The organism is Bacillus oleivorans (genome assembly GCF_900207585.1).
In the GTDB taxonomy this organism is placed as follows: domain Bacteria; phylum Bacillota; class Bacilli; order Bacillales; family JC228; genus Bacillus_BF; species Bacillus_BF oleivorans.
Genome location: NZ_OAOP01000015.1, coordinates 1 through 25,139, shown reverse-complemented (window position 1 = coordinate 25,139; position 25,139 = coordinate 1). Strand labels below are relative to the sequence as shown.

Below are 25,139 nucleotides of genomic sequence, written 5' to 3'. Positions count from 1 at the left end.
GAGAAAAAAATGTTGTGAAATGTATAGAACTTTCCATATGAAAAATACTAAGGGCAAATAGGAAAAGAAATTGAAGTAAGTTAAATCATTTCTTACCAACTTATCCAACAGATGAAAGTGAGGCAGCATAAGATGAAAGCAACTGGTATCGTTCGACGTATTGATGATTTAGGACGAGTTGTCATTCCAAAAGAAATTCGCAGAACTCTAAGAATTAGAGAAGGAGATCCGCTGGAGATTTTCGTAGATCGTGACGGTGAAGTTATTTTAAAGAAATATTCTCCAATTAGTGAGTTGAGTGATTTTGCTAAAGAATATGCTGAAGCCTTGTTTGATAGCTTAGGAAACCCTGTTATTATATGTGACCGTGATATGGTCATTGCCGTTGCAGGGGGATCAAAGAAGGAATACATGAATAAAAACATCAGTGAAATGGTCGAAAAAATTATGGATGAAAGAAGTTCCGTTCTTGTAACAACACAAAGTGAAGTATCTTTAGTTGATGGCCATGAAGAAACACTTAACTCTTATACAGTTGGACCTATTGTAGCCAATGGCGACCCAATAGGTGCAGTTATTATTTTCTCAAAAGACGGTACAGTAGGAGAAGTCGAGCAAAAAGCTGTAGAAACAGCAGCTGGGTTTTTAGCAAGACAAATGGAACAATAATCATAAGAGGAGGCAGCGGAATGCGCTGCCTCTCTTTCTTTTTTAATATCCTCCGTATCTTCAGTTCTTGGGTTTTGATTATCGGGCTCTGTGCTATAATCAAATAACATGAGTCGAATTGAGTAGGAGATTTTTATGTCGAGAATGAATCCGTGGGTAAAGGGTGCGTTCATCCTTTCTGTGGCTGGCATTATCACAAAAATTTTAAGTGCCGGTTATCGTGTCCCTTTTCAAAATATGGTTGGGGACCGCGGTTTTTATATATACCAGCAAGTATATCCCTTTTATGGGCTGATTGTAGCATTTATGATGTTTGGATTTCCAATGGCTATATCGAAGCTTTATGCGGAAGGGACCAGAAAGAAAGAGGATTTTATTAGTATATTCTTAGGATTATGCGTAATTGGGTTATCAGGATTTTTGATTTTATATTATGGATCGCCGCTTTTAGCCAATTGGATAAAGGATCAAGAGTTAGCTCCTCTCTTTCAGACATTAGCTTATTTATTCCTGCTATTCCCTTTTATTTCGATGCAAAGAGGTCTGTTCCAGGGGAAGGGAAACATGGTTCCAACGGCTTTATCATTGATTGGTGAGCAATTAGTCAGAGTGGCTACGATTTTAATTGGGGCCTTACTTTTAACAAAAGCTCATCGTGATCTTTATGAGGTAGGGAATGCCGCGGTATTTGGTTCCATCACAGGGGGAATCATGGCATTATTTATTTTGGCGATTTATTCTCCTTGGAAAAATTGGATTAGGTGGGCTGGATTGCGGATTGACTGGAGCTTCATGAAATCGTTTATTGGACTAGGTATTATTTTTTCATTAAATACATTGCTTTTTATTTTTTTACAGCTTGCAGACTCATTGCAGCTTTATCAGCTTTTATTGGCTGGAGGGGAAAGTCCGTTCCGTTCAAAGGAATTAAAAGGAATTTATGACAGGGGGCAGCCTTTAATTCAGCTTGGCGTCGTTTTGGCAACTTCCTTTTCCCTGGCGCTTGTACCGGGTCTTGCTAAATTGCAATCAGAAAAAAAACATAACGAAATTAAAAAATATATTCAGCTCTCCGTAAAGGTGAGTGTTGTTGTTGGCATGGCCGCAACAGTTGGATATGCTTTAATAATGGAACCACTCAATGAAATGCTTTTTCAAACCGCAGAAGGAACTGACGTATTAACGGTTCTTTCAGCTTCAGTTGTTCTTGGTTCAATCAGTATCACCGGATTTGCGATTATGCAAGGATTAGGCATACATCGCCCTTTAATTTGGCTTAGTATCAGTGTGTTTTTAGGAAAAGTCATTTTAAACTTTTTGTTCATTCCACTATTTGGAACGTTAGGTGCAGCCATCAGTACGGTATCTATTCTGATTTTGCTTACAGTGGGAATAATTCGTTTACTATCAGTTAAAGGATATAAACTAAAGGCATCTTCTGCCTTTATTAAAAAAATAGGAACCGCCTTAGCCGGAATGGCCGCAACAGTTTTAATCTCGCTCATCATTATGCAATCTGCCGACTGGTTTTCCGACAGCTATCGGGCAAATTCTGCTTTTCAGGCAATTATCTCAAGTATTGCAGGGGCTGCCGTGTATCTATGGTTATTAATGCAGCTGGAGGTGTTCTCAAAAGAAGAGCTGCATGCATTTCCAAAAGGGAAAGGATTTTTTAAACTTTTTACTTTGCGTAAATAAGGAGTATGTGTATGAATGGGAAAATAATAGTAGCGGGATTGGGAGCAGGCGATCTCAACCAGCTGCCCTTAGGAATCTATAAACTACTAAAACAGGCTAAACATATTTTCTTAAGAACAAAAGAACATCCTGTTGTACAGGAGTTAGAAAAAGAAGGTTTCACCTATACAAGCTTTGATGCCATTTATGAAAAACATGATCAGTTTGATTCGGTTTATGAAGAAATTGTCACAGAACTTTTTAAAGAAGCCGAAACCCACGAAGTTCTCTATTGTGTGCCAGGTCATCCTCTTGTAGCAGAAAAAACAGTGGAGCTGTTATTAGCTGGGCAGAAACAAAAAGGAATTCAGGTTGAGATTAAAGGCGGACAAAGCTTTTTAGATGCCATGTTTCAGGCAATTCAGGTCGATCCGATTGATGGTTTTCAATTGTTAGACGCGGCAACTCTGCAAGGAGATGAAATTGATTTAAGGAAACACCAGATCATCGGCCAGGTTTATGATGTATTTGTGGCTTCTCATGTGAAGCTTACTTTATTAGAGCTTTTACCGCATGATTATCGGGTCCAGGTCGTTGCTTATGCGGGTATGGAAAAGGAAGAAGTTCGAACTGTTCCTCTATTTGAATTAGATCATGAACCAATTTTTCATAATTTAACCAGCCTCTACGTACCGCCTGTTCAAAATGAAGAGCTTTTATATAATCAGTTTGCTACATTCAAAAGAATTATCGCAGCTCTTAGAGGACCAGGAGGCTGTCCATGGGACCAAAAGCAAACTCATATCACATTAAAACCTTATTTAATTGAAGAGGCTTACGAACTGTTAGATGCAATCGATGAAGAAGATGTGGATGGGATGATTGAGGAGCTTGGTGATGTGCTCCTGCAAGTTCTGCTTCATGCACAAATCGGTGAGGATGAGGGGCATTTTACCATACGCGACGTTATCGCCTCGATCAGCAGTAAAATGGTTAGACGTCATCCTCATGTTTTTGGGGAAAAGAACGTTAAGAGCGTCGATGAAGTGATATCGAACTGGCAGGATATTAAGGCCGGGGAAAAGAATCAAGAGGAGCGGGAAACATCGATATTAAATCGGATTGAGAAAAGCCTGCCTAGCCTATTAAAAGCGTACGAGCTGCAGAAGGAAGCAGGCAAAGCAGGGTTTGATTGGGAAGAAGCGGGACCAGCCCTTGAGAAAGTAAAAGAAGAAATAGCGGAAATAGAAACAGAATTGAACGCGCCACAAATCGATCGCAGCAAATTGGCTAAAGAAATAGGAGACTTATTATTTGCCAGTATTAATGTAGCGAGGCTATCAAAAATCCATCCCGAAGATGCGTTGCGAATGACCAATGAAAAATTCATAAAGAGGTTCCGGCATATTGAAGAAAGAGTCAAGCAATCTGGAAAATCATTTAAGGACTTTACGTTGGACGAGCTCGATGCATTTTGGGACGAGGCGAAAAGAATAGAAAAGCAAGGGTATTAAATCGATTGATGAGGAGGAAATAGTTTTGAGGTTAGATAAATTTTTAAAAGTTTCACGACTTATAAAAAGAAGAACGTTGGCCAAAGAAGTGGCAGAACAAGGGCGGATTTCCATCAACGGAAATGAAGCAAAAGCCAGCACAGTTGTGAAGGTAGGCGATGAACTTTCCATTCGCTTTGGGCAAAAACTAGTAACGGTTCAAGTAAATGAAATCAAAGAAAACGCTAGAAAAGAAGAGGCAGATCAGTTATATACGGTTATCTCTGAAAAACGGTTAAACGAAGAATAAGAAAATAGAATGGCTTGTTCTATTCCCTTTAAGGTCCACATACATATAGTAACAAAACCATGTGGACAAGTGCCTACAAAGGTAATCATCCTTTTGAAAGTGAGGGAGTAGAGTGAGCCAAAATTTTGATCAATCAATTAAAAATTCCTCTCAACCAGACCATGAAGTGATAATGAGAGGCAGAAGAGTACTAGATATTACAGGGGTTAAACAAGTAGAAAGCTTTGATAATGAAGAATTTCTATTAGAAACATCAATGGGGTTTCTCTCCATTCGCGGGCAAAATCTTCAAATGAAAAACTTAGATGTAGATAAGGGTATTGTATCGATTAAAGGAAAGGTCTTTGACCTAGAATATATAGATCAGCAGTCTGGGGATAAGGCTAAAGGGTTCTTTAGCAAGTTGTTCAAATGACGCTCTCTACCCAATTTTACACGCTGCTGGCCATGATCGGGATGGGCAGCTGCTTTGGGATCGCATTGGATACGTATAATCGCTTTTTAAAACGGGGTAAAAGAAAAAGGTGGATCGTCTTTATGAACGATCTTCTTTTTTGGATTGTCCAGACGCTCCTTATTTTTTATGTCCTATTTATCGTTAATCACGGTGAGCTGAGATTTTATTTGTTCCTTGCGATCCTATGCGGTTTCGCTGCCTACCAAAGCCTTATGAAAAAAATATATAACAGGCTGCTTGAAAGCATGATACAATTAGTTGTTCATCTTTGGAGACTGTTGGTCAAAGCTTTTACCCATCTAATCTTTCAGCCAATCAAGTCCCTTATTATTTTCTTGATCTCTGTCGTGGTTTTTGTCGGAAAAGGTCTTTTGACCCTTGCCAAGCGGATTGGATCCCTCCTATTATGGATTTTAAAGGTGGTACTGTTGCCAATTAAGTGGATCTTTGTCTCTTTATGGGGATTACTTCCGAAAAAGGCAACAAAATCCGTCGAAAAGATTTATGCCAAAGTGGCAGGATTTTTGAAAAAAAGTAAGAATACTATACTTCACTATATAAAAAAGGTGAAGGACAAACGCAAAAAGTAGACAAGCAAGCGGCAGTCATTCGTTTCTATATGGTTAAATTTTTATATAAATATAAGAGTCAACCCTTGCTCTTTGGGTGTTATGGACGTACACTATAATTGATTATTACTTTAAGAGATTTATTTTAGGAGGTGAGGAAATGGGGGCCGATTTGAAAAAGAAGAAGGTTACTACAATTCATGAACAATATGTACAAGAACGTGCAGTGGTATCTCAACAAAACGCGAAAAAGAAAAAATATTTAGTGAGAAGACTAACGGTATTTTTTATTTTCGCCTGTGTGCTAACGGGCTATCTGATATCTTCCATTTTCTCACAAGCCTCCGCCGTTGAGCAAAAACAGAAGGAATTGCAAAAACTAGAAGCCCAATTAGAGAAAATGCAAGAGGATCAAACGATTCTCGAGGAACAAATTCAAAAGCTGAATGATGATGAATATTTGGGCCAGCTCGCTAGAAAATATTATTACCTTTCAGACGACAATGAGATTATTTTCGATCTGCCAGAGGAAGAAGAAAGTGGCTCTAATTGACACTTATTTCTCGATTTTTATATAATATATTATAACTGTGATCTTTTAAATCTTTAAGGAGGAAACACTTTTTTATGTCAATTGAAGTAGGCAGCAAGTTACAAGGTAAGGTAACAGGCATTACTCACTTTGGAGCATTTGTAGAGTTGCCGGATGGCTCTACAGGTCTTGTCCATATAAGTGAGGTTGCCGACAACTATGTGAAAGACATCAATGAACACCTAAAAGTAGATGACGAGGTAACGGTAAAAGTTATCAACGTTGAAAAGGATGGAAAAATCGGCCTTTCCATTAAAAAGGCGATTGACCGTCCGGCACCGCCACGCGGAGGACGACCACGCGGAAATGACCGTCCAAGAAATGATAGACCAAAAAATGATCGGGCCAGAACGGAAAACTTTGAACAAAAAATGGCTCGCTTTTTAAAGGATAGTGAAGATCGATTGTCTTCTTTAAAACGCCACACAGAATCCAAACGTGGCGGAAGAGGTGCTAGAAGAGGGTAACTTGCTGTCTCATAACATATATTAGGATGTTTGTGTTATATTAAGGTGCGGAACAAAGACTTAAGCCCAGGAAACTGAGCTTTAAGTCTTTTTTATTGTCTTTTTGTAACGATATAGTTTTGCCTCTAGAGATTGAACTACAGAGCTAATAAACACAATAAAACCCCCATGCATCGATTGCATGGGGGTTTTGCGTAGTGACCCGTACGGGATTCGAACCCGTGTTACCGCCGTGAAAGGGCGGTGTCTTAACCGCTTGACCAACGGGCCAGATAATAGGACGTGTTCAATTTTCCTTTGTTTGCTGAAGAGTAAGGCCCTTCCGCTTTTCTTTGTCTAGCTGCAGGGCGTAGGCCCTTTCGCTTTTCTATATAGCGGCGGAGGGGATCGAACCCCCGACCTCACGGGTATGAACCGTACGCTCTAGCCAGCTGAGCTACGCCGCCAAAAAAATCACACAAGACTTATCTTACTGAGAGAAAGCAATACTGTCAACCCCAAAAAAATTTGTCACAAAATTAAATAGACTTCGAAATATGTCCGACTGCCGCGAGTACCCAAAAAGCCCGAATTTCCATGCAGTTCAAGCCGTCCCTGTAAGTAACTCTCTTACCTTTATCAATAAACAGGATAAAAAGAGAGTCCAATTTTTAAGATCCCTTGTCCACTTATCTGTGTTTTTAATGAAAAAGGTCGAACGATTCTTTGGAGTCATTCTGTCATTTTGACAAACTTTGAGACTTGTCCCTTTTATAATGAACAGAACGATAAACGAAGAAGGAGTGTTGAGAAAATGGAAAAGGCGGAACGTAATTTAGTAGAACCTGTTCAGAACATCAACATGAATCAGACGAGGGCCAGATTCTCAAAAGGTATGGAATTTCTCCTAAAGAAAAGCGAAGTTTTATTTATTCAAAAGGGTCTTCTTATTTTTATTATTGGCTTCTTATTAGGAAGAGCGTTTATTTTATCCCAGCTGACGCCATTTAGTTTGCCATTCTTTGCTGCCGTATTAATGCTGAAAAAGCAGCATGCTCCGATTGCTTTAATAGGAGTGGTGAGTGGCGCCATTACAATTTCATTTGGGCATACAGCTCATTCCTTTCTCCTCTCTCTTGCCTTTCTCCTATTTTTCAAAATAACAAAGCAAGGAAAAAGGAATCCATACCGATCTTTACCGTTAGCGATCTTTACTTTTACTTTAATAGGTAAAATAACAGCGGCCTTTATTAACAATGGTTTTATCTCCTTGTACGATATTATGATGGGTTCGGTCGAAGGCTGTTTAGCCTTTATCTTAACGTTAATTTTCCTTCAAAGTATTCCGCTTCTCGCGGTTAAAAAGCGAAAACAGGCATTAAAAACCGAAGAAATTGTATGTCTCATTATTCTGCTGGCGTCAGTTATGACAGGAACAATCGGATGGACTTTGTATGGAGTTTCTATTGAACATGTTATGTCCCGGTATCTGGTATTAATCTTTGCCTTTGTAGCCGGAGCAACTGTCGGGTCGACCGTGGGTGTCGTAACGGGATTAATTTTCAGCCTTGCCAACATCTCCAGTTTCTTTCATATGAGTCTCCTCGCATTTTCAGGTTTGTTAGGAGGGTTACTGAAGGAAGGAAAGAAACCGGGCGTCGCCATAGGTCTCTTTATTTCAACCCTACTAATTGGAATGTACGGTCAAGGGGAAGGAACCCTTGTAAAAAGTTTGTATGAATCCTTTGCAGCGATCGTGTTGTTTTTCTTAACGCCAAAGGTATTAACGAGCCGGATTGCAAAATATATTCCAGGGACGACTGAGTACGCTCATGAACAGCAGCTTTATATGAGAAAAGTAAGGGATGTGACCGCTAAAAGAGTAAACCAATTTTCGGCTGTGTTTGAGGCATTGTCCCATAGTTTTCAACAAAACGAAATCGGAGATGAGGAGGATGAGAATAAAGAGCTTGATTATTTTTTAAGTAATGTTACGGAAAAAACGTGTCAAACCTGCTTTAAAAAAGATTATTGCTGGGCCAAGAACTTTAATACAACCTATGATGGCATGAGTAAAATTATGCAGGATTTAGAAAACAATGATGGACAACTTTCGCAAAAAGTAAAACGAGATTGGTCCAAGCACTGTACCCGGTCTAATCAGGTTATTGAAGCTATCAGACATGAATTAAGCTTTTATCAGGCTAATCAAAAGCTAAAAAGACAGGTGAAAGAGAGCCGGAAGCTTGTGGCGAATCAGCTGCAGGGTGTTTCCGAGGTAATGGGGAATTTTGCGAGGGAAATTCAGCGGGAAAGAGAAAATCACGAAGCACAAGAAGAGCAAATTTTAGATGCCCTTCAATCATTCGGACTTGATGTTAGCCAAGTCGAGATTTTCAGTCTTACACAAGGGAATGTAGATATTGAAATGACGGTTCCAAGCAACTATGCAAACGGTGAATGTGAAAAACTCATTGCCCCTCTCCTCTCCGATATTTGCGGAGAGAATATTGTGGTTCAGCAAAAAGAGCAGCTATTCTTAGGAGGAGATATACATGTAATCTTCCGATCGTCGAAAAGATTTACGGTTTCTGTAGGAGTTGCCCATGCCGCAAAAGATGGGGGACTCGTTTCAGGCGACAGTTATTCTACCATTGAGCTAGGAATGGGCAAATACGCGATTGCTATTAGTGACGGGATGGGGAATGGAGAACGGGCTCACCATGAAAGTAATGAAACGCTTCAGCTGTTAAGAAAGATTCTTCTTTCCGGAATAGAAGAAAAAGTTGCAATTAAATCGGTGAACTCTATCTTATCGCTGCGGACAACAGATGAAATTTTTTCAACGCTTGATCTGGCTATCATTGATCTCCAGGATGCAAGTTCAAGGTTTTTAAAAATCGGTTCAACCCCTAGTTTTATAAAAAGAGGAAACCAAGTGAAAAAGATTCAGGCCAGTAACCTTCCGATTGGTATTATTCAAGAATTCGAGGTTGACGTGGTTTCAGAACAGCTTAAAGCTGGCGACTTGTTAGTGATGATGAGTGACGGGGTATTTGAAGGTCCTCGTCACGTGGAGAACTATGAATTATGGATGAAACGAAAATTGAAGGAACTGCAAACCGATGAGCCGCAAGAAATTGCCGATTTAATTATGGAGGAGGTTATACGTTCAGGAACAGGTGAGATCAAGGATGACATGACCATCATTGTAGCAAAGCTTCAGCATAATACGCCAAAGTGGGCAGCAATACCACTGAATATAACAAAAAGGAAAGCTTTATAACTAGTTCTTAAGGGGTGATTTGACAGGGTTTACGTATATTTCTCCTTCAATCGGTCGAAGATGGTAACAACAATTTGTTGGAGGGAGAACGATGAAACCAGGTACTTTAAAGCAAATTTTGCTGATAACCGACGGTTGCTCCAATCATGGAGAAGACCCGATTGCTATGGCTGCTTTAGCTAATGAAGAGGGTATAACAGTAAATGTCATTGGTGTTATGGAGAATGATGTCATTGATGAATCCGGAATGAAGGAGATTGAGGAAATTGCTCTTTCAGGCGGAGGAGTCAGTCAGGTTGTATATTCTCAAAGCTTATCGCAAACGGTTCAGATGGTAACGAGAAAAGCGATGACACAAACGATTCAGGGAGTTGTTAATAAAGAATTACAGCAGATTTTAGGCCGTTCGCAAACTTTAGAAAGTTTGCCGCCTGAAAAAAGAGGAGAAGTTATGGAGGTTGTGGACGAGCTTGGAGAAACAGTAGACCTTGAAGTGTTGATTCTTGTCGATACGTCTGCAAGTATGAAACACAAACTGCCAACCGTTAAAGAAGCATTGCTGGACCTATCTTTAAGCCTAAACGCACGGATGGGAAATAACTTATTTTCACTTTATGTATTTCCCGGGAAAAGGAATGATGTCGAAAAATTGTTGGATTGGACGCCTAAGCTCGAATCATTAACAAGTGTATTTTCCAAGCTATCGGTTGGAGGCATAACACCAACAGGACCTGCGATTAGGGAAGCTATTCAACAATTTAAACCAAAACGTTCAAGCTTAAAAGGATTATTAGGGAGAAATGACGATGAATCCTACTATGAAGAGTCCGTTTAAGCTTCCTCCTGGTACGGTCATTCAAGGAAAGTGGCATCAAGAAACATATAGAATAAAAAAGGAACTGGGTTTCGGTGCAAACGGAACCGTCTACCTTGCTGAAACAAGCGGACATTTAGCAGTAGCTATTAAATTAAGCACGGAAACATCGATAGTAGCCTCAGAAGTAAATGTATTGAAAGCATTAGCGAAGGTCCAAGGGTCTACCCTCGGACCTTCTTTGTACGATGTCGACGATTGGGAAGTGAGAGGTATTTCCATCCCTTTTTACACGATGGAATATATAAAAGGAAAAGATATGATTGGCTTTATTCAGGAGCGGGGTTCCTCGTGGATTATGGTGCTCATTATCCAGCTCCTTAACGATCTTCATGAACTCCATCAGTTAGGCTGGGTGTTCGGGGATTTGAAGCCTGAAAATTTAATGGTGTCAGGACCTCCGCCAAGAATCAGATGTGTCGATGTGGGCGGCACCACTCAAATCGGCAGATCAATTAAGGAATTTACGGAATTCTATGATCGGGGCTATTGGGGCCTTGGTTCTAGAAAGGCAGAGCCGAGTTACGATCTTTTTGCAGTTGTGATGGTCATCCTTACTGTCTATTATGGAGGACGTTTTGAGAAAAAAGGAGGCTCATTAAGTATAATTAAGAAGAAGATAGAAGGTATAAAGGAATTAAGACCGTTTGAAGCTATTCTGGTAAAAGCAATTAAAGGGGAATTCCAATCAGCCTTAGAGATGAGGAAAGCACTGCTTACCTGTAAATCCCAAAAACAAATCTCTGTCGCGGCAAATACAGCTGGCATCTTAAATAATCCAGCTAACGCAGCTCAAAACTCACCCCCTTCACGTTATCAAAAAAGAAAAAAACGCAAAGTGGGATCTTTTCTTGAAACCGTATTGCTTGTGGCAGTTGTAGCGGCTTTTTATACCTTATACCTTGTCTATGAAATAATGGGCGGGTAGATTTCAACAGGCATCTTTTGAACAATTTGTGAAAAATGGATAAAAAAACAGGCTATCTTTTGCCCTTCCGGAAAGGGAATGGTACGATATTCATACGTTACATTCATTTGAATGAACATATGTATTAATCAACAAACTCTTGGTATATGATCCTCAGGAACTGTGTACACGATTATATCCAAAATGAGGACGATGACATGTTTGATCAAAAGGTTCATTCTTTTATTCAAAAACATACGCTTATTGAAAGCGGAGACATCTTAGTTGCGGGTGTATCAGGAGGGCCTGATTCACTTGCCTTACTTCATTTTTTACATAGACATAGGCAACAATACCAAATAGATTTAGTTTGTGCTCATGTCGACCATATGTTTAGAGGATCACAATCTTATGAAGACCTGCTTTATGTTGAAGAATTTTGTAAAACTTTAAAAATCCCATTTGAAGGAAAACGAATTGATGTAACAGGTTTTCTAGAACGGGAAAAGCTAAGTTCACAGAATGCTGCAAGAATTTGCCGATATTCATTTTTTAAAGAGGTTATGAATCAATACAAGGCTTCCAAGCTTGTGCTTGCCCATCATGGTGATGATCAGATTGAAACGATTCTAATGAGTCTGACGCGGGGCAGCACGATGAAAGGCAGAAGCGGAATTCCCTATAAAAGACCGTTTGCGAATGGTCACATTATTCGCCCGTTTTTAGCGGTGGATAAAAAGGAAATTGAAGACTATTGCCTTACCCATGACCTAGTGCCGCGCAGAGATCCGACGAATGAAAAATTGGATTATACAAGAAATCGGTTTAGACATTTAGTACTGCCTGCTTTAAAAAATGAGAATCCTGAGGTTTCTAAACAATTTCAGCGTTTTAGTGAAGAGCTTATGGAGGATGAGGCTTATCTGCAGGTATTAACAGACGAGTATTTGAATAAAGTAGTGAAAAGGAAAAAAGCAGGCTTGTTTACGATCTCCGTAGAGAAGTATTTGCAATTACCTCAACCTTTACAAAGAAGAGGGATTCATCTAATATTAAACTATCTTTATAAGGAAGTACCCTCTAATTTGTCTGCCGTACATATTGAACAGATCCTGCATTTGTTCAAAGGTCAGCATCCCTCTGGAACTGTATATCTTCCTAAAGGCCTTTATTTCATTCGTTCCTATGATGACGGGATCTTTACATACGAGAATGAAAAAGAGGAAACTTACGAGTACCATCTCAAACCGGGAGATTCTATATTATTACCTAATGGTGGCTATCTTTCCTTTGAGAAGGTTTTAGAAGATCCAGAACCAGAACAAAATTCCCTTACTATTTTTCGTTTAGCCGAAGGCACCGAAATACCCCTGATTGTCAGAACACGAAGGAATGGGGACCGAATCAAGCCGTTGGGGCTAAATGGCCACAAAAAAATTAAGGAATTATTTATTGATCAAAAAATTCCAATGCAGCAAAGAAAAGTTTGGCCAATTGTAACAGATCGATTGGGAAACATAATATGGGTGCCAGGTTTGAAAAAATCATGTTATGAGGCAAGAGATTCTAAAGAAGCAATATACATACTCCGATATAGATAGGGGACGCCATCATGAGACAAGATATTGAAAAAGTCTTAATATCAGAGCAAGAAATTCAAGCAAAAATTGCTGAACTGGCAGGTCAGCTTACAGAAGCTTATCAGGATCGCTTTCCTTTAGCGATTGGTGTATTAAAAGGAGCGATGCTCTTCATGGGTGATTTATTAAAACGTATAGACACCCATTTAGAGATGGATTTCATGGACGTATCAAGCTACGGAAACTCTACGGTTTCCTCTGGTGAAGTTAAAATCTTAAAGGATCTTGATACTTCAGTTGAAGGAAGAGACATTCTTATTATTGAGGATATTATTGACAGCGGTTTAACCTTAAGCTATTTAGTGGAACTCTTCCGTTATCGGAAGGCTAAGTCGATTAAAATTGTTACCCTGTTAGATAAGCCAACTGGGAGAAAAGCAGATATTCAGGCTGATTATGTTGGTTTTATTGTTCCTGATGAATTCGTAGTAGGCTATGGCCTAGATTACGCGGAGAAATACAGGAATTTACCTTATATAGGTGTATTAAAACCTGAAGTATATCAAAATAACGATTAACTCATACTAATTTCATGCTTTCCGATAAATGGATAATCGTTACTCGAATCAATTCAAATCATTGTACTGTCAATATTCTCTATGATACTATTGAATATAGTTTGTTTCCCATGGGAGGAGGTAAGAGATGAACCGGATCTTCCGTAACACCATCTTTTATTTATTAATATTTTTGGTCATTATTGGCGTTGTTAGTTTTTTCAACAATAATAATGAACCAACAAAAAGTCTTAAATATGATGAATTCATCGCCTACCTAGATGCGGGCGAGGTCGAAAATTTCTCTATGCAGCCCGAGCGTGGAGTATATGAGGTGCGAGGGCAACTTGAAGGGGATGCGGAAAATCAATTTTTCGTAACGTATGTTCCCATTGATAGTGCAACAATTGAAATGGTAAATAGAGCAGCTGCTGAAACAGACACAGAAGTCGAGGTCTTACAAGCTGAAGAGCAAAGTGGATGGGTTTCATTCTTTACCACTATGATTCCATTCATCATTATCTTTATTTTATTCTTCTTCTTGCTAAACCAGGCGCAAGGCGGCGGCAGCCGTGTCATGAACTTCGGTAAAAGTAAGGCTAAGCTTTATAACGAAGAAAAGAAAAAGGTTCGTTTTAAAGATGTTGCCGGTGCAGATGAAGAAAAAGCAGAACTTGTGGAAGTGGTTGACTTCCTCAAAGACCCTCGTAAATTTGCTAGTGTCGGTGCCCGTATTCCTAAAGGGATCTTGCTTGTCGGACCTCCTGGAACAGGTAAAACCTTACTCGCAAGAGCTGCAGCAGGGGAAGCAGGAGTTCCTTTCTTCTCGATAAGCGGTTCAGACTTCGTTGAAATGTTTGTCGGTGTCGGTGCTTCTCGTGTTCGCGACTTATTTGAGAATGCCAAGAAAAACGCGCCTTGTATCATTTTTATCGATGAAATTGATGCAGTAGGACGACAGCGTGGAGCTGGTCTTGGCGGGGGACATGATGAACGTGAACAAACCCTTAACCAATTACTCGTTGAAATGGACGGTTTTGGTGCCAATGAAGGAATTATTATTATTGCCGCTACCAACCGACCTGACATTTTGGACCCAGCCTTACTCAGACCTGGACGTTTTGACCGCCAAATTACAGTCGATCGACCTGACTTAAAAGGCCGTGAAGAAGTATTAAAGGTTCACGCCCGTAATAAGCCTTTAGACGATTCCATTGATCTAAAAGCAATTGCTTCTCGTACACCAGGATTCTCCGGTGCAGACTTAGAGAACCTGTTAAACGAAGCTGCGCTTGTTGCAGCCAGACATAATAAAAAGAAAATTGATATGTCCGATATAGATGAGGCAACGGATCGTGTTATTGCTGGTCCAGCGAAGAAAAGCCGTGTTATTTCGGAAAAAGAAAGAAGAATTGTTGCCTTCCACGAAGGCGGTCATACGATTATTGGGGTTGTACTGGATGATGCGGACATTGTTCATAAAGTAACGATTGTTCCTCGCGGCCGAGCTGGCGGTTATGCGGTTATGCTTCCAAAAGAAGACCGTTACTTCATGACGAAGCCAGAACTTCTTGATAAAATCACTGGATTACTTGGAGGCCGGGTTGCAGAGGAAATCGTGTTTGGTGAAGTCAGTACCGGTGCCCATAACGACTTTCAGCGTGCGACTGGAATTGCAAGAAGCATGGTTACCGAGTACGGCATGAGTGAAAAATTAGGGCCGCTTCAATTTGGCCAATCTCAAGGCGGAAATGTTTTCTTAGGCAGAGATTTCAATAACGATCAAAACTACTCAGATGCGATTGCTTATGAAATTGACTTAGAAATTCAACGTATCATTAAAGATTGTTATGAGAGAGCGAAGAAAATCTTAACAGAAAATCGTGATAAGCTTGATTTAGTGGCAAATACACTGCTTGAGGTAGAAACATTAGATGCTGAACAAATTAAGCATTTACTCGATCATGGAACACTTCCTAATCGTGAAAACAAATCAGTGTCTATAGATGATATGACCGTTAATATCGGCAAAAAAGACGAAGAGGCTGAAGAAGATACCTCTGTCAATGAAAATGATGAAACATCTCAAGATTCCAAGGATGAAGACGAAAATAAATAACATTGCAAATTAAAGAAGGGCCAGGTTTCCACGAGAAAAGTGTGAAACCTGGCTCTTTGTGTTAGCTCACAATTTGATTTATTAAAATGTGTCTCAATACATAGGTTGACTCACTGTCATCCAAAAATAAAAATATGGTATGATGTTGGCAGTAAGGCAACTGATTTCAACATGAAAAACAATCTTTAGAAACGACATCTAGTCTTGCGCCGAGCTGTAAGTAATCTTCTTGGAATATGCTAAGACGAGGTGAAAACTTTAGCTTTTTGTTGGAGAAGGCGCTGGAGCTAGACAGTCATCTAATTCAGAATTAAAAACATTATTTTAAAAATGAATAAGTAAAGTGAGGATATTTGCATATGATTTTTGTCTTGGATGTGGGAAATACGAATATTGTATTAGGGGTCTATGAAGGGGATCATTTGAAATATCATTGGAGAGTTGAAACGAACCGACATAAAACCGAAGATGAATATGCCATGATCATTAAGGGTTTATATGACCACTCAGGTCTATCCTTTTCAGATATAGATGGAATTATCATTTCCTCTGTTGTTCCTCCAATCATGTTTTCGTTAGAGAGAATGTGTGTGAAGTATTTTAACATTGATCCGTTAGTAGTCGGTCCGGGTGTAAAAACAGGACTTAATATAAAATATGATAACCCGAAAGAAGTGGGTGCTGACCGGATTGTTAATGCGGTAGCAGCGATTCATGACTATGGAAGCCCCCTCATTATCGTCGACTTTGGCACAGCTACTACATATTGTTATATTGATGAGCATAAGCAATATTGCGGTGGTGCGATTGCTCCGGGGATCAGTATATCAACCGAAGCTCTCTATTCAAAAGCGGCAAAGCTGCCAAGAATTGAAATTGCCAAACCCGACCAAATTGTTGGAAGAAATACAGTTTCTGCGATGCAATCGGGTATATTATATGGGTACGTTGGTCAGGTAGAAGGTATTGTATCCAGAATGAAAAAACAGAGTCATCAAAATCCGACTGTGATTACAACAGGCGGATTAGCTAATTTAATTTCAGAAGAGTGCGATGTTATTGATATTGTAGATCCTTTTCTTACTTTAAAGGGATTACGCCTTATTTATGAGAGAAATATGGAGAGTCTAAAAAATAAATAAAACTACTTGAGGTGTTAACAGAAGATGAATGATTATTTAATTAAAGCGCTGGCGTTTGATGGACAAGTACGAGCATATGCGGTTTCTTCAACGGAAACAGTCTCAGAAGCGCAAAGCCGCCATCATACTTGGCCTACTGCATCCGCTGCATTAGGACGAACAATGACTGCCGCCGTTATGATGGGTGCAATGTTAAAAGGAGAAGCAAAATTAACGGTAAAAATTGAGGGGAAAGGTCCCATAGGTGTCATTTTAGCTGATAGTAATGCTAAGGGTGATGTAAGGGGATACGTAACAAATCCGCAAACCCATATTGAGGAAAGAAATGAGCAAGGGAAGCTAAATGTTGGTGCCGCCGTTGGAACAGATGGAACCTTAACGGTCGTAAAAGATTTAGGTTTGAGAGAAAACTTTTCAGGCCAAGTTCCGCTTGTCTCTGGAGAACTTGGCGATGATTTCACCTATTATTTTGTTACATCGGAACAAACCCCTTCATCTGTCGGGGTGGGGGTTTTAGTTAATCCTGATAACTCAATAAAAGCGAGCGGGGGATTTATTTTACAGCTTCTGCCCAATTGTGAGGAAGAAACGATCCGTTTTATCGAGCAAAGACTAAGCAAAATTCCCCCTATATCGACTATGATTGACCGCGGACTGACACCGGAAGAAATATTAGATGAATTGCTAGGCAAAGAAAACGTAAAGGTATTAGAAAAAATGCCGATTCAGTTCACATGCACCTGTTCAAAAGAACGATTTGCAAGCGCCATTATCAGTTTAGGGAAAGAAGAAATTCGCGAGATGATTGAAGAAGATGGAGAAGCTGAAGCATCTTGCCATTTTTGTAACGCCAAGTATCACTACTCTAAAGAAGAACTTGAAGAATTATTAGAAGAAGCAAAATAAAGTACGAGATATCATTTAACCATGCAGAATTTAATATAGAGGAAATTTTATAGGGATAACCAGGCAGCGCTAAAGCCTAGTCGAAAGTGTTTGCCTAGTTTTCTTTTTGGGGAGAGGGAACATTTGCCAAAACCGTTGTCTACCTTTGTCATTATTGGATTATTGTTAACGAATTGTCTCACAATTGCTTATTTTTCATATAAAAATTCATCCGCTGCTCCAGCCATGCAGCAAGGGGAAGTGGTTGCAAAGGTTGGGGCTGTAGAGATCACCCGTGAACAATGGATGAATAGCTTAGAACAGCAATACGGGAGAATGACGCTAAAAGATTTAATTAACGATGAAGTGATTGAACAGCTAGCAAAGGAGTATGATATTGAAGTAGACGAAGAAGAAGTGACAAGGGAAAGCACCTATTTTAATTCTATGTATGGGATGGCGCCTTCGGAAAATTTTGATGAGGACGAATGGAAGGATGAAATTAGAAGGGTTATCATTTTAGAAGAATTGCTGACAAAAGATGTGACTATTCCTGAGGAGGATATGCAGCGTTATTTTGAAGAAAATCAGCATCTTTTTTCGATCCAAGATACGTACCACCTTGCTCATATTGTAGTAAAGACGGAAGAAGAAGCCAACCAAACAATTGAGGAGTTAAAGGGCGGATCAAGCTTTGCTGTTTTAGCAATGGAACGGTCGATTGATGAATTTACCTCTGCTCAAGGCGGCAGTCTCGGGTTTGTATCGCTTCAAGATCATACCATTCCATCTGAATATGGGGATGTTTTAGCAGAGATGAAACCTGAAACCTGGTCAGATCCGTTCAAACGGGAGAATGAATACTCCATCCTTTATCTGCATGAAAAAATCGATGGCCAAACGTGGGAATATGAAGAAGTAAAAGAACAAATTCGCCGAAAAATTGCCTTAGAACAAATTGAAACCCCTATATCTGCAAGCGAATTCTGGGATGAACTAGGAGTGGAATGGTTTTACGGCGATCAGAAATAAAAATAAGCTTCTCCTATAAAAGCAGCTTCGAAACAAAGATTACATATTAAAAATAGGAAGGGTCAGATCGGTAGCGGGAGGCTTTTTTTATTCATTATTTTGGTAATTACATCCTTTATTTCAGTCGTTTTTAATTGACTTTTTAAGGAATTGTGATAAATTCAAAATAAACCTATAAAATTAGTCGGGAATAGCGGAGGTGCCAGTAAAATGGTGAAAATAGTGAATTCAATTACTGAATTAATTGGCGAAACACCGATTGTAAAACTAAATCGTTTAGTGGATGAAGATTCTGCTGAAGTATATGCAAAACTTGAGTATATGAACCCGGGAAGCAGTGTAAAAGACAGAATTGCTTTAGCTATGATCGAAGCAGCTGAAAGCGATGGTATTTTAAAAGATGGCGATACAATTATTGAGCCGACCAGCGGAAATACGGGAATTGGAATTGCAATGGTTGCAGCAGCAAAGGGCTATAAAACCATAATTGTTATGCCGGAAACGATGAGTATGGAAAGACGGAATCTTTTACGTGCTTATGGGGCTGAGCTTGTACTAACACCTGGTCCAGAAGGTATGAGAGGGGCTGTACAAAAAGCTGAAGAACTTGCTAATGAACATAGCTACTTCATGCCGCAACAGTTTAAAAACTTAGCAAACCCAGAAGTTCACCGGAGTACCACAGGAAAAGAAATAGTCGAGCAAATGGGCGTTCAGTTAGATGCTTTTGTTGCAGGTATCGGAACAGGCGGTACGATTACAGGCGCCGGCGATGTATTAAAAGAGAAATACCCTGGGATTCATATTATTGCTGTAGAACCAAAGGATTCGCCTATTTTATCAGGCGGTAAACCAGGTCCTCATAAATTACAAGGACTTGGACCAAACTTTGTTCCAGATACTTTAAATACAGAAATTTATGAAGAAATTATTCATGTAACCACAGACGAAGCATTTGAATACGCCAGAAAGGCTGCGAAAGAAGAAGGCATTTTAGGCGGCATTTCTTCAGGTGCAGCGATTTGTGCAGCGCTTCAGGTTGCTAAAAGACTTGGAAAAGGGAAAAAAGTGTTAACTGTTCTTCCAAGTAATGGTGAGCGTTACTTAAGTACTCCGCTCTATCAATTTGATGAACAATAAAAATGACAAGTCTACTCACGATGTGGGTAGGCTTTTTTAAGGTGAGAAAAAGCAATTATTGTTTGGGAAGATTCGGTTCGGAATACTTTTCTTTTTAAGAAGTTGTTTATTTTGTCGATTTTTATGTATGATGAATGTAGCAGGAATAAATAGAGGTGAAAAAATGAATCAGCAAGCGGTTATTCCATGCGGGAAGTACCAGCTAGATTTTTCAAATAAGACTCTCATCATGGGAATCATAAATGTTACACCCGATTCATTTTCGGACGGCGGCAAATTTAATAGTGTGGAGAAAGCGGTTGAGCATGCGGACCGCCTTGTTCAAGAAGGAGCAGATCTATTAGATATTGGAGGAGAATCAACCCGGCCTGGGCATGAGCCAGTTTCCGCTGAAGAAGAACTAGAACGAGTTATTCCGGTAATAGAGGCCATCACAAAAAGAATCTCCGTTCCTCTTTCTGTTGATACCTATAAGGCAGAAGTGGCAAGGAAAGCGGTTGAAGCGGGGGCATCCATCATAAATGATATTTGGGGAGCGAAAAAGGAACCGGAAATAGCTGCAGTTGCTAAGCAGTATAATGTTCCGATCATCTTAATGCATAACCGGGAGAAACAGCCATACCATGATTTTATTAAGGATGCCTTTGACGACTTAAGAATGAGCATTGCGATCGCTAAAAAGGCAGGAATTCGGGATGAACACATCATTTTGGATCCGGGTATCGGCTTTGCCAAGACCTTTGAGGAAAATGTGCTGATGATGCAGCATCTGGACGAGCTCGTTGCGATGGGTTATCCAGTCCTCCTTGCTACTTCCAGAAAAAGAATGATTGGACATATTTTAGACCTTCCTGTCTCAGAGCGAATGGAAGGGACAGGTGCAACGGTTTGTTATGGAATTCAAAAAGGCTGCCAGCTAGTTCGTGTTCATGACGTGAAGGAAATTAAAAGAATGGTAGACGTAATGGATGTTTTATGCGGAAAGAGGAAAATGAATGGATAAAATCTTACTTAACCGAATGGCATTTTACGGGTATCATGGCGTTTTTACTGAGGAAACCAAGCTCGGCCAAAGATTTTATGTAGATATTATCCTGGAACTTGACTTAAAAAAGGCTGGCGAGCTGGATGATTTAGTTGAGACCGTTAATTATGCAGAAGTGTACCGGCTTTGTTTAGAAATTGTGGAAGGAAAGGCATATAAATTAATCGAAGCCGTCGCTGAGAAAATTGCTGAAACGATATTTGTCCGGTTCGAAAAAGTCCAAGCCTGCACGATTAAAGTCATTAAACCAGACCCTCCTATTCCTGGGCACTATGAGAGTGTAGCTGTGGAAATTACGAGGCGACGTCCATGATCAATAAAGCATACTTGTCTTTAGGAACCAATATGGGAGATCGGTTCGGTTATCTAAAAGAGGCTATTTCTTTATTAAAGCGGCGAGAATCGATTCAGATTACAAACATGTCGTCCATTTATGAAACTGACCCGGTTGGTTTTGAAGACCAGGCTCCTTTTTTAAATATGGTTGTCGAAATTGAGACGGCGGAACCGCCAATTCAGCTGCTGGAAATAATTTTACAAATAGAAGAAAAACTAGGTAGGATCAGGCTTTTTAAATGGGGGCCCCGAACAATAGACCTTGACATTTTGCTATATAATCAAGACAATATTGAAACAGAGCAATTAATTGTTCCACATCCTCGAATGCATGAGCGGTCTTTTGTTTTAATACCGCTCTTGGAAATAGATAAAAAGTTAATACATCCTACTTTGGGAAAAGAGTTTAAGCAAATCTTAAGTGAAATTCCGAAAGATAAAGGAGTCAGGCGATGGAAGCAGATAGATGGGGAAGACGAATTCGAGCATTTAGAAAACTAAAAGGCTTTACACAAGAAGGGCTAGCTAAAGAAATCGGAGTATCTGTCTCTGTTTTAGGTGAAATCGAACGCGGAAATCGGGCTCCGTCGGAAGATATGGTAAACCTGATCGCTAAAACCCTTAATGTCCAAAAGGAAGAGTTAGATCCTACTACACAAGAATAGGAGATCGTTTGATTATGTTTAAAATTGGAGATATCCAGTTAAAGAATAGAGTTGTTTTAGCTCCAATGGCTGGTGTTTGTAACTCAGCCTTTCGTTTGACTGTTAAAGAGTTTGGTGCAGGTATGGTTTGTGCGGAAATGGTGAGTGACAAGGGAATTTTGTTCGGAAATGAGAAGACGATGAACATGCTTTATATTGATGAGCGGGAAAAGCCAATGAGTCTTCAAATTTTCGGAGGAGAGCAAGAAACATTAGTAGAAGCAGCAAAGTTCGTTGATAAAAATTCTACAGCTGACATTATTGATATTAATATGGGATGCCCAGTTCCCAAAATTACTAAATGTGATGCAGGTGCCAAATGGCTGCTAGACCCAAATAAAATCTATGAAATGGTTTCAGCGGTTGTTGACGCCGTTGATAAGCCTGTCACTGTGAAAATGAGAATGGGTTGGGATGAAGACCATATTTATGCTGTAGAAAATGCAAGAGCTGTGGAAAGAGCGGGGGGAAAAGCGGTTGCTCTTCATGGCCGAACAAGAGTGCAAATGTACGAAGGTACAGCTAATTGGGATATCATCCGAGAAGTTAAACAGTCTGTTAGCATCCCGGTTATTGGAAATGGAGATGTTAAAACTCCAGGAGATGCAAAGCGCATGCTAGATGAGACTGGCTGTGACGGTGTTATGATCGGCCGGGCAGCACTAGGTAACCCATGGATGATTTATCGAACTGTTCATTACCTTGATACAGGTGAATTATTAGGTGAGCCGTCAGTTAGAGAAAAAATGGATGTTTGTAAACTACATTTAGACCGTCTTATTAATCTTAAGGGCGAAAATGTAGCGATTAGAGAAATGAGAAAACATGCGGCTTGGTATTTGAAAGGGATCCGAGGTAATGCAAAAGTAAGAAATGAAATTAACTCTTGTGATACACGTGATCAGCTTGTAACATTATTAGATAATTTCACTGCAGAAATGGAAGAAAAAGAACTAGAGCAAACAAAAGCTGTTTAATCATTTGACAGTTCTGTTCGTCCTTTTTTATAATATGAGTTTGTACAGTATATACTGCCAGTCTACGCTGGCAGTTTTACTATATGTATACGTTTATAAAATCTTACCTATTATGTTTACTCATTAAATATGTTTACTCATTAAACTCGGAAATTCCGGGTTACATAAAAAATCATAATGTAAAGTATTTCAATTTAAATTGATGGAGTTGATTAATTATGAACCAAGAGGAACTCAATGACCAATTGCGAGTCCGTCTGGAAAAAATGGAGGAACTTCGGGGAAATGGGATTGACCCATTTGGCCGCCGCTTTGAACGAACAGACTTAGCCCAAGACCTGATAGATCAATATGGAGAATTATCAAAAGAGGAACTAGAAGAAAAGAATGTAGAAACCGTTGTTGCCGGCCGTGTTATGACGAAAAGGGGTAAAGGAAAGGCTGGATTTGCTCATATTCAAGATTTATCAGGACAAATCCAAATCTACGTTAAAAAAGATGCAATCGGTGATGAAGCATATGAAATCTTCGATTCTGTTGATCTGGGTGATATGATCGGGGTTAAAGGGACAGTCTTCAAAACAAAAGTAGGCGAATTATCTATTAAAGTTTCTAACTTTCAATTCCTAACAAAAGCCCTTCGTCCCCTGCCAGATAAATATCATGGGCTAAAGGATATTGAGCAACGCTACCGTCAGCGTTATTTAGATTTGATTACAAATCCGGAAAGCCGAAATACTTTTATCACACGCAGCCGTATAATTCAAGAAATGAGACGCTACTTGGATAGCCAAGGGTATTTAGAAGTGGAAACGCCATTGCTGCATGCAATTGCCGGAGGTGCAGCTGCAAAACCGTTTATCACACACCATAATGCACTTGATATGCAATTATATTTACGGATTGCAATTGAATTGCATTTAAAACGTCTAATTGTCGGCGGACTTGAAAAAGTCTATGAAATTGGCCGTGTATTCCGTAATGAAGGTGTCTCAACTAGACACAATCCTGAATTCACTTTAATGGAACTATATGCAGCATATGCAGATTTCCGGGATATCATGTCCTTAACGGAAAACTTAATTGCACATATCGCTAAGGAAGTACTCGGCACGACTGTTATCCAATATGGTGAACATGAAGTAGATCTTACACCTGAATGGAAAAGACTTCACATGGTTGATGCCATTAAAGAACATACAGGTGTTGATTTTTGGAAGCAAATGTCCGCAGATGAGGCTCGCGAATTAGCGAAACAACAGGGGGTTGAAGTGGATTCTAACATGCTATTCGGACATATAGTAAACGAATTCTTTGAACAAAAAGTAGAAGATAAATTAATCCAGCCTACTTTTATTTATGGTCATCCAGTTGAAATTTCTCCTTTAGCTAAGAAGAATGAGGAAGATCCTAGATTTACGGACCGTTTCGAGTTATTTATTGTCGGTCGTGAACACGCTAATGCATTTACTGAATTAAATGATCCAATCGACCAAAGAGAAAGATTCGAGGCTCAAATAAAAGAACGTGAACAGGGAAATGATGAAGCGCACATGATGGATGAAGACTTCGTCGAAGCACTAGAATACGGAATGCCTCCAACTGGTGGACTTGGTATTGGCATTGACCGTCTAATCATGCTATTAACCAACTCTCCATCTATTCGGGATGTATTATTATTCCCATTAATGCGCCATCGATAAGATGGTTATGAATAAGCCAAGGAGATGATAGATCTCTTTGGCTTTTTTATATAATAAGGATTAAAAGAAGCAATAGACTGTTGTGTGTTGGCTTATATAATTTATGTAGATTTATGGCTAGCCAATAGAAAGAAATGTTATGTTTAGTAATGTTAAAATTTACTATTGCTAGCAGTGAAAAACGGTGGTATATTATTTCTTGCTGTTCGATTATAAACAACGTTCGATTTGAAAAAACAGAGTAAAAAAATTGTTGACTTATAAACGTGACCTTGATAATATATAAAGGTCGCTAAAAAAAGAAACAGCGATTAAAAGAATAAATTGCACAAGCGATAGAGTTTATTCTAAGAAGTAATTCTTAGCTGATCGCAAGGAAACACAAAGAAAGTCAATTAGATTTTTTGAAAATAATTATTGACGCGCGTTAAATCGTGTGATATAATTATAACCTTGCTCCTGCGACAGAGCGATCTTCAGCTCGTCGTAAAGCAGCATGAAGTCATTCGTTGAAGTCAATCACGATGTGATTGAAGTTAGTGACTTGTTCCTTGAAAACTGAACAAAGAAAAGCGTCAACGTTAATTCTATTTTTTTAAGAGCTATATCAAACACTTTTATGGAGAGTTTGATCCTGGC

24 protein-coding genes and 2 tRNA genes are annotated in these 25,139 nt (G+C 39.5%); 24 read left to right on the top strand and 2 right to left on the bottom strand.

The window, feature by feature from the left end; translation table 11 throughout:
- Positions 1-132: 132 nt before the first annotated feature.
- The 8 genes from spoVT to CRO56_RS21830 all read left to right on the top strand — a co-directional run bounded on the left by spoVT (position 133) and on the right by CRO56_RS21830 (position 6,234).
- Entirely contained in the window at positions 133-669 is a 537-nt protein-coding gene (gene spoVT, locus CRO56_RS21865) for a stage V sporulation protein T (RefSeq protein ID WP_097160760.1), read from the top strand.
- Between the two features lie 135 nt (positions 670-804).
- The gene (locus tag CRO56_RS21860) at positions 805-2,367 is read left to right on the top strand and encodes a putative polysaccharide biosynthesis protein (RefSeq protein ID WP_097160759.1); all 1,563 of its coding nucleotides are present in this window, start codon (positions 805-807) and stop codon (positions 2,365-2,367) included.
- 11 nt (positions 2,368-2,378) lie between these two features.
- A complete protein-coding gene (gene yabN, locus CRO56_RS21855; protein WP_097160758.1) occupies positions 2,379-3,860 on the top strand; it encodes a bifunctional methyltransferase/pyrophosphohydrolase YabN in 1,482 nt (493 codons plus the stop codon).
- 25 nt (positions 3,861-3,885) lie between these two features.
- The gene (locus CRO56_RS21850) at positions 3,886-4,149 is read left to right on the top strand and encodes an RNA-binding S4 domain-containing protein (RefSeq protein ID WP_097160757.1); all 264 of its coding nucleotides are present in this window, start codon (positions 3,886-3,888) and stop codon (positions 4,147-4,149) included.
- A gap of 172 nt (positions 4,150-4,321) precedes the next feature.
- Positions 4,322-4,564: a sporulation protein YabP gene (gene yabP / locus CRO56_RS21845; protein WP_097160790.1), complete on the top strand. Its 243-nt coding sequence runs from the start codon at positions 4,322-4,324 to the stop codon at positions 4,562-4,564.
- Positions 4,561-5,196 (top strand): spore cortex biosynthesis protein YabQ, encoded by a 636-nt coding sequence (gene yabQ, locus CRO56_RS21840; RefSeq protein ID WP_097160756.1) that lies wholly within the window; start codon positions 4,561-4,563, stop codon positions 5,194-5,196. Before yabP ends, yabQ begins: the two co-directional genes overlap by 4 nt.
- A gap of 139 nt (positions 5,197-5,335) precedes the next feature.
- Positions 5,336-5,728: an FtsB family cell division protein gene (locus CRO56_RS21835; protein WP_097160755.1), complete on the top strand. Its 393-nt coding sequence runs from the start codon at positions 5,336-5,338 to the stop codon at positions 5,726-5,728.
- Positions 5,729-5,802: 74 nt separating this feature from the next.
- A complete protein-coding gene (locus CRO56_RS21830; protein WP_097160754.1) occupies positions 5,803-6,234 on the top strand; it encodes a S1 domain-containing RNA-binding protein in 432 nt (143 codons plus the stop codon).
- A gap of 198 nt (positions 6,235-6,432) precedes the next feature.
- Here the strand turns inward: CRO56_RS21830 and CRO56_RS21825 are convergent.
- Positions 6,433-6,504: transfer RNA gene (locus CRO56_RS21825), tRNA-Glu, on the bottom strand.
- 102 nt (positions 6,505-6,606) lie between these two features.
- Positions 6,607-6,680: transfer RNA gene (locus CRO56_RS21820), tRNA-Met, on the bottom strand.
- A gap of 347 nt (positions 6,681-7,027) precedes the next feature.
- Between CRO56_RS21820 and spoIIE the strand changes: the two genes are divergently transcribed.
- From spoIIE to lysS, 16 genes are all read left to right on the top strand, one after another.
- Positions 7,028-9,499 (top strand): stage II sporulation protein E, encoded by a 2,472-nt coding sequence (gene spoIIE, locus CRO56_RS21815; RefSeq protein ID WP_097160753.1) that lies wholly within the window; start codon positions 7,028-7,030, stop codon positions 9,497-9,499.
- 91 nt (positions 9,500-9,590) lie between these two features.
- Positions 9,591-10,334, top strand: a complete 744-nt coding sequence (locus CRO56_RS21810; protein ID WP_097160752.1) for a VWA domain-containing protein — start codon at positions 9,591-9,593, stop codon at positions 10,332-10,334.
- Positions 10,306-11,301 (top strand): protein kinase domain-containing protein, encoded by a 996-nt coding sequence (locus CRO56_RS21805; protein WP_342745908.1) that lies wholly within the window; start codon positions 10,306-10,308, stop codon positions 11,299-11,301. The genes CRO56_RS21810 and CRO56_RS21805 overlap by 29 nt, the downstream gene beginning before the upstream one ends.
- 197 nt (positions 11,302-11,498) lie before the next feature.
- On the top strand, positions 11,499-12,881 hold the full coding sequence (gene tilS / locus CRO56_RS21800) for a tRNA lysidine(34) synthetase TilS (protein ID WP_097160751.1): 1,383 nt from the start codon (positions 11,499-11,501) through the stop codon (positions 12,879-12,881).
- 8 nt (positions 12,882-12,889) lie between these two features.
- Positions 12,890-13,438: a hypoxanthine phosphoribosyltransferase gene (gene hpt / locus CRO56_RS21795; protein WP_097160750.1), complete on the top strand. Its 549-nt coding sequence runs from the start codon at positions 12,890-12,892 to the stop codon at positions 13,436-13,438.
- 127 nt (positions 13,439-13,565) lie between these two features.
- Entirely contained in the window at positions 13,566-15,536 is a 1,971-nt protein-coding gene (ftsH, locus tag CRO56_RS21790; protein WP_097160749.1) for an ATP-dependent zinc metalloprotease FtsH, read from the top strand.
- 359 nt (positions 15,537-15,895) lie between these two features.
- Positions 15,896-16,678 carry a type III pantothenate kinase gene (locus CRO56_RS21785; protein ID WP_097160748.1) on the top strand — a complete coding sequence of 261 codons (783 nt, stop codon included), beginning with the start codon at positions 15,896-15,898 and terminating at the stop codon, positions 16,676-16,678.
- 24 nt (positions 16,679-16,702) lie between these two features.
- Positions 16,703-17,584 (top strand): Hsp33 family molecular chaperone HslO, encoded by an 882-nt coding sequence (hslO, locus tag CRO56_RS21780; protein ID WP_097160747.1) that lies wholly within the window; start codon positions 16,703-16,705, stop codon positions 17,582-17,584.
- A gap of 123 nt (positions 17,585-17,707) precedes the next feature.
- Positions 17,708-18,595: a peptidyl-prolyl cis-trans isomerase gene (locus tag CRO56_RS21775; RefSeq protein ID WP_245856068.1), complete on the top strand. Its 888-nt coding sequence runs from the start codon at positions 17,708-17,710 to the stop codon at positions 18,593-18,595.
- 210 nt (positions 18,596-18,805) lie between these two features.
- On the top strand, positions 18,806-19,735 hold the full coding sequence (gene cysK, locus CRO56_RS21770; protein ID WP_097160746.1) for a cysteine synthase A: 930 nt from the start codon (positions 18,806-18,808) through the stop codon (positions 19,733-19,735).
- 163 nt (positions 19,736-19,898) lie between these two features.
- On the top strand, positions 19,899-20,738 hold the full coding sequence (folP, locus tag CRO56_RS21765) for a dihydropteroate synthase (protein ID WP_179714400.1): 840 nt from the start codon (positions 19,899-19,901) through the stop codon (positions 20,736-20,738).
- Positions 20,731-21,093, top strand: a complete 363-nt coding sequence (folB, locus tag CRO56_RS21760; RefSeq protein WP_097160745.1) for a dihydroneopterin aldolase — start codon at positions 20,731-20,733, stop codon at positions 21,091-21,093. Before folP ends, folB begins: the two co-directional genes overlap by 8 nt.
- Positions 21,090-21,617: a 2-amino-4-hydroxy-6-hydroxymethyldihydropteridine diphosphokinase gene (gene folK, locus CRO56_RS21755; RefSeq protein ID WP_097160744.1), complete on the top strand. Its 528-nt coding sequence runs from the start codon at positions 21,090-21,092 to the stop codon at positions 21,615-21,617. The genes folB and folK overlap by 4 nt, the downstream gene beginning before the upstream one ends.
- On the top strand, positions 21,569-21,781 hold the full coding sequence (locus tag CRO56_RS21750) for a helix-turn-helix domain-containing protein (RefSeq protein WP_097160743.1): 213 nt from the start codon (positions 21,569-21,571) through the stop codon (positions 21,779-21,781). The genes folK and CRO56_RS21750 overlap by 49 nt, the downstream gene beginning before the upstream one ends.
- 14 nt (positions 21,782-21,795) lie before the next feature.
- Positions 21,796-22,797 carry a tRNA dihydrouridine synthase DusB gene (gene dusB / locus CRO56_RS21745; RefSeq protein ID WP_097160742.1) on the top strand — a complete coding sequence of 334 codons (1,002 nt, stop codon included), beginning with the start codon at positions 21,796-21,798 and terminating at the stop codon, positions 22,795-22,797.
- Between the two features lie 218 nt (positions 22,798-23,015).
- Positions 23,016-24,500 carry a lysine--tRNA ligase gene (gene lysS / locus CRO56_RS21740; protein ID WP_097160741.1) on the top strand — a complete coding sequence of 495 codons (1,485 nt, stop codon included), beginning with the start codon at positions 23,016-23,018 and terminating at the stop codon, positions 24,498-24,500.
- Positions 24,501-25,139: the final 639 nt, after the last annotated feature.

Coding starts and splice junctions, on each gene's coding strand:
- spoVT (WP_097160760.1), top strand. CDS start 133: ATGAAAGCAACTGGTATCGTTCGACGTATTGATGATTTAGGACGAGTT.
- CRO56_RS21860 (WP_097160759.1), top strand. CDS start 805: ATGTCGAGAATGAATCCGTGGGTAAAGGGTGCGTTCATCCTTTCTGTG.
- yabN (WP_097160758.1), top strand. CDS start 2,379: ATGAATGGGAAAATAATAGTAGCGGGATTGGGAGCAGGCGATCTCAAC.
- yabP (WP_097160790.1), top strand. CDS start 4,322: ATGAGAGGCAGAAGAGTACTAGATATTACAGGGGTTAAACAAGTAGAA.
- yabQ (WP_097160756.1), top strand. CDS start 4,561: ATGACGCTCTCTACCCAATTTTACACGCTGCTGGCCATGATCGGGATG.
- CRO56_RS21835 (WP_097160755.1), top strand. CDS start 5,336: ATGGGGGCCGATTTGAAAAAGAAGAAGGTTACTACAATTCATGAACAA.
- CRO56_RS21830 (WP_097160754.1), top strand. CDS start 5,803: ATGTCAATTGAAGTAGGCAGCAAGTTACAAGGTAAGGTAACAGGCATT.
- spoIIE (WP_097160753.1), top strand. CDS start 7,028: ATGGAAAAGGCGGAACGTAATTTAGTAGAACCTGTTCAGAACATCAAC.
- CRO56_RS21810 (WP_097160752.1), top strand. CDS start 9,591: ATGAAACCAGGTACTTTAAAGCAAATTTTGCTGATAACCGACGGTTGC.
- CRO56_RS21805 (WP_342745908.1), top strand. CDS start 10,306: ATGAATCCTACTATGAAGAGTCCGTTTAAGCTTCCTCCTGGTACGGTC.
- tilS (WP_097160751.1), top strand. CDS start 11,499: ATGTTTGATCAAAAGGTTCATTCTTTTATTCAAAAACATACGCTTATT.
- ftsH (WP_097160749.1), top strand. CDS start 13,566: ATGAACCGGATCTTCCGTAACACCATCTTTTATTTATTAATATTTTTG.
- CRO56_RS21785 (WP_097160748.1), top strand. CDS start 15,896: ATGATTTTTGTCTTGGATGTGGGAAATACGAATATTGTATTAGGGGTC.
- hslO (WP_097160747.1), top strand. CDS start 16,703: ATGAATGATTATTTAATTAAAGCGCTGGCGTTTGATGGACAAGTACGA.
- cysK (WP_097160746.1), top strand. CDS start 18,806: ATGGTGAAAATAGTGAATTCAATTACTGAATTAATTGGCGAAACACCG.
- folP (WP_179714400.1), top strand. CDS start 19,899: ATGAATCAGCAAGCGGTTATTCCATGCGGGAAGTACCAGCTAGATTTT.
- folB (WP_097160745.1), top strand. CDS start 20,731: ATGGATAAAATCTTACTTAACCGAATGGCATTTTACGGGTATCATGGC.
- folK (WP_097160744.1), top strand. CDS start 21,090: ATGATCAATAAAGCATACTTGTCTTTAGGAACCAATATGGGAGATCGG.
- CRO56_RS21750 (WP_097160743.1), top strand. CDS start 21,569: ATGGAAGCAGATAGATGGGGAAGACGAATTCGAGCATTTAGAAAACTA.
- dusB (WP_097160742.1), top strand. CDS start 21,796: ATGTTTAAAATTGGAGATATCCAGTTAAAGAATAGAGTTGTTTTAGCT.
- lysS (WP_097160741.1), top strand. CDS start 23,016: ATGAACCAAGAGGAACTCAATGACCAATTGCGAGTCCGTCTGGAAAAA.